Annotated in this window: 7 protein-coding genes; 2 read left to right on the forward strand and 5 right to left on the reverse strand. The window is 35.0% G+C overall.

The genetic code is table 11. The annotated features are described in order from the left end of the window. Positions 1–368: 368 nt before the first annotated feature. Complete coding sequence (locus I7822_RS27845; RefSeq protein WP_066328242.1) at positions 369–557, reverse strand: SE1561 family protein; 189 nt, start codon at positions 555–557, stop codon at positions 369–371. Between the two features lie 299 nt (positions 558–856). Here I7822_RS27845 and yfkAB point away from each other — a divergent pair, with 299 nt between their 5' ends. Then, entirely contained in the window at positions 857–1978 is a 1122-nt protein-coding gene (gene yfkAB / locus I7822_RS27850) for a radical SAM/CxCxxxxC motif protein YfkAB (protein WP_207982289.1), read from the forward strand. A gap of 9 nt (positions 1979–1987) precedes the next feature. Continuing rightward, entirely contained in the window at positions 1988–2839 is an 852-nt protein-coding gene (locus tag I7822_RS27855) for a mechanosensitive ion channel family protein (protein ID WP_207982290.1), read from the forward strand. A gap of 57 nt (positions 2840–2896) precedes the next feature. Here the strand turns inward: I7822_RS27855 and I7822_RS27860 are convergent, their stop codons facing one another. From I7822_RS27860 to I7822_RS27875, 4 genes are all read right to left on the reverse strand, one after another. Further along, positions 2897–4144, reverse strand: a complete 1248-nt coding sequence (locus I7822_RS27860) for a TolB family protein (RefSeq protein WP_207982291.1) — start codon at positions 4142–4144, stop codon at positions 2897–2899. Between the two features lie 366 nt (positions 4145–4510). Further along, positions 4511–5305, reverse strand: a complete 795-nt coding sequence (locus tag I7822_RS27865; protein ID WP_207982292.1) for a YfkD famly protein — start codon at positions 5303–5305, stop codon at positions 4511–4513. A gap of 67 nt (positions 5306–5372) precedes the next feature. After that, entirely contained in the window at positions 5373–5981 is a 609-nt protein-coding gene (locus I7822_RS27870; RefSeq protein WP_307847912.1) for a YczE/YyaS/YitT family protein, read from the reverse strand. Positions 5982–6386: 405 nt separating this feature from the next. Next, on the reverse strand, positions 6387–6471 hold an 85-nt coding region (locus I7822_RS27875), incomplete at its 5' end, for an IS3 family transposase (protein WP_207981230.1).

Raw genomic sequence — 6471 nt, forward strand, 5'->3', positions numbered from 1 at the left:
ACGACACTATGTATGGTCTGTGAACGATTAACTGCTTCTTTATTTCGTTTCAGTTTTGTTAACTTTCGGTCTTTTCTCTCAATTTTTATTATACTCCTTCCGATATTTGTTGAAAAGATGTATTCAAAGCGCTTTCAGATAAGTACAAAAATAACTTTTTGTCTAAGAATCACTTTTTATTGTCCGTTTTTCCTATTATATTGTCCGATTTCCACACTATATTGTCGGACATCAGGATTATATCAACCGAAAACACTAAGATATCGACCGTTCGATAATAAACGACACCTTTCAACAATTTCTCCACCAAATCTGGACTTAAAGACCAATAAAAAAAGAGCCGACACAATTGTGTCCAGCTCTCCCACTTACTTTTCCCAGCCCTTTTTAAACTGATCATGCTTAAATTCAAGGTCATCAAGCATTTGTAATAAACGATCTATATCATCTACATCAGTAGATTCAGGATCCATTGAGTCAAGAACTTCTAAAAACATATTTAAGCGATTTTTTAAATAAGATAGTTGTGAATCTTTATCTTGAACTGCGTTACCCATCTTATCTCTCCTTTCAGATAATTTCATCGTAGCTTAAACGTAATTTTTTGACAACCATATTTCCATCTCCCACCTATGATAACGAATAAGGTTCATGATAAAATGGTTGTTATGCTTGAATAAAAGCGCTAGCGCCTTGATCAGCCCCGACAAGCATAAAACGATCATGAATATAAAGTGTTATTTACCTTCAATTCATGATTGGCTTATGACCTCGAGGGGCTAGGCGCTGGAGCTAGAGACTAAAACTAAGTAATAAAATTTATACTTTGTTATCCGTTAAATAAAGGAGTAACCTCATGAATGCTATAAAATCTGTAAAACAAATTACAACTTCATATGACCCATGGGAAGCTTACTTAGATGTTGAGCAATATGGAAAAATGTCGTTAACAAATATTGAATTCACAACTACTACGCTATGCAATATGCGTTGTGAGCATTGTGCTGTTGGCTATACATTACAACCGAAGGATCCTAACGCTCTGCCTCTTGAGCTTCTTTTAAAAAGATTAGACGAAGTACCTACACTCCGTTCAATAAGCATTACCGGTGGTGAACCGATGCTTTCGTTAAAATCAGTTGATCAATACGTTGTTCCTCTTTTAAAGTATGCCCATGAACGTGGAGTACGTACACAAATAAATTCAAACTTAACACTTGATTTAAAGCGATATGAAAAAATCATTCCTTACTTAGATGTATTACATATATCTCATAATTGGGGTACGATTGATGAATTTGTAGAGGTTGGATTTGCTGTGATGGATCGAAAGCCAACCTACCAGCAAAGAGCAGCCTTATTTGAAAGAATGATCGAAAATAGCCGCGCACTCGTTAAAGCAGGTGTGATTGTATCAGCTGAAACAATGCTAAATAAGCGGACACTCCCCTATATAGAAAAGATTCATAAACAAATCGTTGAAGAGATGCTTTGTCAGCGCCATGAAATCCATCCTATGTATCCAAGCGATTTTGCAAGTAGCTTAGAAACGCTATCTTTATCAGAGATGAGAGAAGCAATTCATCATTTATTAAATATTCGTGATGATAATGTCTGGATGCTATTTGGAACATTACCGTTTTATGCATGCAGTAATGAAAATGTTGATTTAGAATTAATTAAACGCCTTCGTCAAAGTAAAAACGTAACAGTGCGAAATGACCCTGACGGCCGCTCACGTCTTAATGTTAATATTTTTGATGGAAGTATTATCGTTACTGACTTTGGTGATGCACCTGCATTAGGTAATATTCAAGATAATACGCTCCAATCTGCATACGATAAATGGATGGAGTCTAAATTAGCGAAGTCACTTAATTGCCATTGCCCTGCAGTAAAATGTCTAGGACCAAATATACTTGTAAAGAATAGCTATTATCAAGATGTTGATTTTTCTGCACGAAAATCAAATATATAAGGTGACCAAATGGAGCAATTAAAAGAACTCATGGGTTTGAAAGTATTTCATATTTTACTTGTTGCAGTTATTTTATGGATTAGTGTTTTTCTCATTAATATTATTATCGGTAAATTTTTCCAAAAGACAAACTTTATTGAAGAACGCAAAGAAAAAACGATTGAGAGTATGATCCGGTCTCTAACTAAATATACAGCCTCAATTAGTTTTATTTTGTATGTAGTTTCTCAATTTGTTGATAATTTTGGCTCAATTATTGCTGGTGCTGGGGTCGCTGGAATTATCATTGGTTTTGGCGCACAAAGCCTTATAAAGGATATACTAGCCGGAATGTTTTTGATCTATGAAAAACAGATTCACCAAGGTGACTTTATCACAATTAATAATACCTTTAATGGGACAGTTGAAGAAATTGGCCTTCGCTCTTTAAAGGTACGTGAATGGAGTGGAAAGCTTCTAACCATTAGTAACGGGGAAATTAAACAAATCCAAAATTACAATATCGACAGAATGAGGGTAATTGAACGCGTGGTCGTAAGGTTTCGAGAAAATCCAGAAAAAGTATGGTCAGTCCTCGAGAAGGCATGTGAAAAAATTAATCAAGAATATGACCACTGTTTAAAACGAGATCAAGACAATTGTGTTATTGAGCCCTTTCAACTATTCGGTATGACTTCATTAAATGCTGGATATCACGGTTATGAGTATACGATTACTGGACTTGTTGATGATCAAGTGTATTGGAGTACTGCTAAAGAAGCAAGAAAGATAATTGCCCAAACACTTTATGATGAAAAAATTGGTCTTGCAGAGGAGCAAATATTACTAAATCAATATGAAGACTCTAGCTCAAGATTATAAATGTATAAATAAGAACTGAATCCGAAAAATTCAGTTCTATTTTTCTGCTTACCTACTCTATTCATCGTAAAGTTTAATCACATCAATATTTTCCAACCACTTTTTAGCATTGGCACCATTCGTATCTGAAATCCATATATCGCGATTCTCATCGGTTATTGACTTCCCTCTAAACCAAATGAGCTTTTTGGCAGTTCGAATACTCATTGGATTATAATCGCCAAAGCCTACTGCTGGCTTGGATATTCTCTCCTGCTTGTTATTATCAATATGTACTGAGTACAGTGAAGGTAATGGATGTTCATTAAAGTCATTTGACCATTCCTTTTCTTTTACTCTGGAAGTAACAATTGAATGGTCATTAATCCATGTGAAATCTAGCTCTGTGTAATTTTTCGGGGTAAGTGAGCCTGATACTGGCATTTCTTTAATCTTCAAATCTTTATCTTTAAAACCAAATACAATTCTACCGCCTCCAGCAATATAGGCGATGCTATCTTTTGTTGGTGCCCATTTTGGTTCACCAACTCCAAATATCACTTCATCTAATACTTCAAATTTTTCCCCTTCTCTTGAAATGACACAAAGCATATTACTATCCATCGACCAGGAAGCTGTTGGTGAAACTATAAAGGAAATCCACTTGTTACTAGGTGAGAAGTCAAATTTATCGGCATATACTGCAATGATTTTCCTATTATTAACACCAACTTCTTTCGGCAGGGTAAAGAAAGGATCTACACCACCAAATAAAATAATATCATCGTAAGAATTATTCACCTTTTTAGTATAAAGAAGCGCACTTGTCCATCCATCTGGTCGGAGTACTCCGGCAGATGAAAGTAAAAATCCACTTCCATCAGGTAACCAGGTGTAACTGTCAACACCAGTTGCAACATTATAAAATTGTTTAAGGTCTGATATGTTTAGAATTCCCTTTGCATTAAAAGCAATAACATTTTTACTTGGTGACCATGATGGAGAATATCCATCATAAAAAATTTTCTTCTTTTCCCTAGTTTCAATATGATAAGCCCATACTTCAACCTGTTGTCCATTTTCTTGTTCTTCAGAGGAATTTTCAATTTGATATGCTAGCCATTTTCCATCATGTGACCATTGAAGAGTAGGATAAACTCTCCCTGTATTCGTAATTTGTTTTTCTTCACCATTAACCAATGTCCACAGATTACCATCACGTATAAACGCAATTTTAAGATCTTTTAGTTCAGACATACCCTCAGCTATTATTATTTTTGGAGAAAGTATTGTCATAATAATCACAAAGAAAATAACTCTATACATACCCTTGCACTCCTTATCGAAACTATAGACATTAAAAGGTAAGCTGTTTTCGAAAGACTTTTTCTAAAAAATTGTTGTTCTTTAATAGTTTCATGAACAAAAACAATTTTAGGTTGATTGGAACGGATATGCGAGACTCCCGCGAGAGCAGCGGGACAGGTGAGACCCAGCCCGCCCCGCGGAAAGCGAGCATCCTGGAGCGGAAGTCAACCATTCCCCATGCTTGTTATATAGCAACAAAATTTGTAAAAAAAGCCTTTTGAAATGAATGTTGTTACTCAAAATATAGCTCTACTTCACGAATTTAGCATAAAAAGCCTATTAAAAAGACCAACACGCACTGCGCATTGATCTCGCTTCTTGTATTTATCTAGGTCGGTCTGATGTAACAAAGCCAAAGGATACATGGTCTTGCAGTGGTATCCAAGCACCAATTCCTTGTGATGTAATATTTTTTACAACAATGCTTTTTTTGTTTCCTTTTAGAACTAAGTAAACTTCGCCATATGTTACTTTTCCTTTTTCATTAACTGCAGGCGCGTATGCATATAAATAGCCAAGCCTTTTTGATGGAATATTATATACTTGGTCCTTTTTCGTTCCAGCACCAATAATCGTCTCAAATGAAAGTGGCAGATTTGTTTTCTGCATCGCCTTTAAGAGCATCATTTTTTTCACATGCTCTGACTCAGGTACTTTTGCAGTTAGGCCACCTTTAATCGACTTCTGTGCCTCCTGCTTATAATGTACCTGAACAGGTGATTTCCCACCTCGATTATCTTGATAGTTTGTATTAATTTTTTGGTATTCCCAATTTGTTGCAGTTTCAGTCGATTCGTAATTTAGCGCCCATTGTCCTAAGAAAATCGTTGCGCGATATCCAAATGCAAGTGGCGCATCGGAAATCGTCGATTCATTTAGGATCCTGATTAAATCTGGGTTTTCAATTGGAACATCTGACGTATCAATTAAGCTTGTAGTTAGCTCACTGGGTTGAAGATATGGCAAATCCTGTGTTGGATTCGGATACGTATTTTCCTTTGATATCTCCATAACCGAATTTGGAATCTTTGGCTTTTGTTGTTTTCCTTCTGCTAGAACAGCACTTGAAAAACTAAATGATAAAAGCAATACTAGAGAAACGAGCAACCATTTTTTCATTCTTTCTACTCCTTTCAAAATGCTTACCATTAGTGTTTTCAAGTGTGAATTTGTTTATCCAATTTTTTTATCGTTTGAGTAACATTTCATATCTTTTTGATACTGGAATGTTAATATATTGAATAATAGGTCCGATGAGGAATGTAATAATAATCGTCCCTAATCCAATAGGGCCTTGGAAGAAAAATGCTAGAATTAACGCACATACCTCCCCTATTGTTTTAGACAACATGAAGTTTAAATGAAACCTTTCATGTAATGAAATCATTAATTGATCAATAGGATTTGCAGGGAATTTTGTTTGAAGATACATCGCGACACCAATTGAAATAAAGACAATACCGCCTATGAGTGAAAAAACTTTATGTATAAGTAACTCATATTGAATATTCCCCAGTACAACCAAAAGCCAAAAATCAACTGAAAATCCAATTAGTAAAATTGTTACTAACGCAAGTAGCTTAGGCTTCCCATTCACAATAAATGCATTTAAAAACATTAAGATAATTCCGATTATAATGACCCAACTACCTACTGTTAGCCCTATTTTATTAGAAAGTCCAACGTTCAATGCATCCCATGCTCCTGCGCCTAGATCAGCTTTAATTGTTAACGTTACACCAAACCCCATTAAAAAGAGGCCAATTAAGTAAAATAAAATTCTTATTTTCATCATCAGTTTCCTTTCTTGCAAATGCTATACATTATGCGTAGCATTTTACTTTAAGACATGTTATTTAAATAAACAGAATATTTACAAACCTTTTTAAATGATGTATGATAATATCATACGAAAGATTGTCACCTAGAAATTTGATAATGTTTTTTGCAAGCGTTACCAATATCTCTAGCTATCTGTTTCGTCCTACACATTGTTAAACTCTGTGCATTTGCACAGAGTCTTTTTTTATCTTCTAATACTATCATAAACTTCTGCTGTTCCCCAGTAAATATTGCTTATTAACTAAATCTCTCAGTGGTGTGTAAACAAAAGTGCGCGCGCATTTGTCAGATATACAAATAAAAAGAAGTGAGAATCTTTTAAACTGGCACCCGTGTCAAGGACACAAGAAAAAAAGAGTCACGCAACTAGAAGATGATTCCTATATTGGTTAGGGGTCATCTTTTTTAAATTCCATTGATAACGGTAATTGTTATAGTAAACC

The sequence above is a fragment of the Metabacillus bambusae genome (assembly GCF_017497975.1).
GTDB lineage: Bacteria > Bacillota > Bacilli > Bacillales > Bacillaceae > Metabacillus > Metabacillus bambusae.

What these genes read in the sequence shown, in the direction of transcription:
- I7822_RS27845 (WP_066328242.1), bottom strand. Translation starts at nt 557, where the DNA reads ATGGGTAACGCAGTTCAAGATAAAGATTCACAACTATCTTATTTAAAA.
- yfkAB (WP_207982289.1), top strand. Translation starts at nt 857, where the DNA reads ATGAATGCTATAAAATCTGTAAAACAAATTACAACTTCATATGACCCA.
- I7822_RS27855 (WP_207982290.1), top strand. Translation starts at nt 1,988, where the DNA reads ATGGAGCAATTAAAAGAACTCATGGGTTTGAAAGTATTTCATATTTTA.
- I7822_RS27860 (WP_207982291.1), bottom strand. Translation starts at nt 4,144, where the DNA reads ATGTATAGAGTTATTTTCTTTGTGATTATTATGACAATACTTTCTCCA.
- I7822_RS27865 (WP_207982292.1), bottom strand. Translation starts at nt 5,305, where the DNA reads ATGAAAAAATGGTTGCTCGTTTCTCTAGTATTGCTTTTATCATTTAGT.
- I7822_RS27870 (WP_307847912.1), bottom strand. Translation starts at nt 5,981, where the DNA reads ATGATGAAAATAAGAATTTTATTTTACTTAATTGGCCTCTTTTTAATG.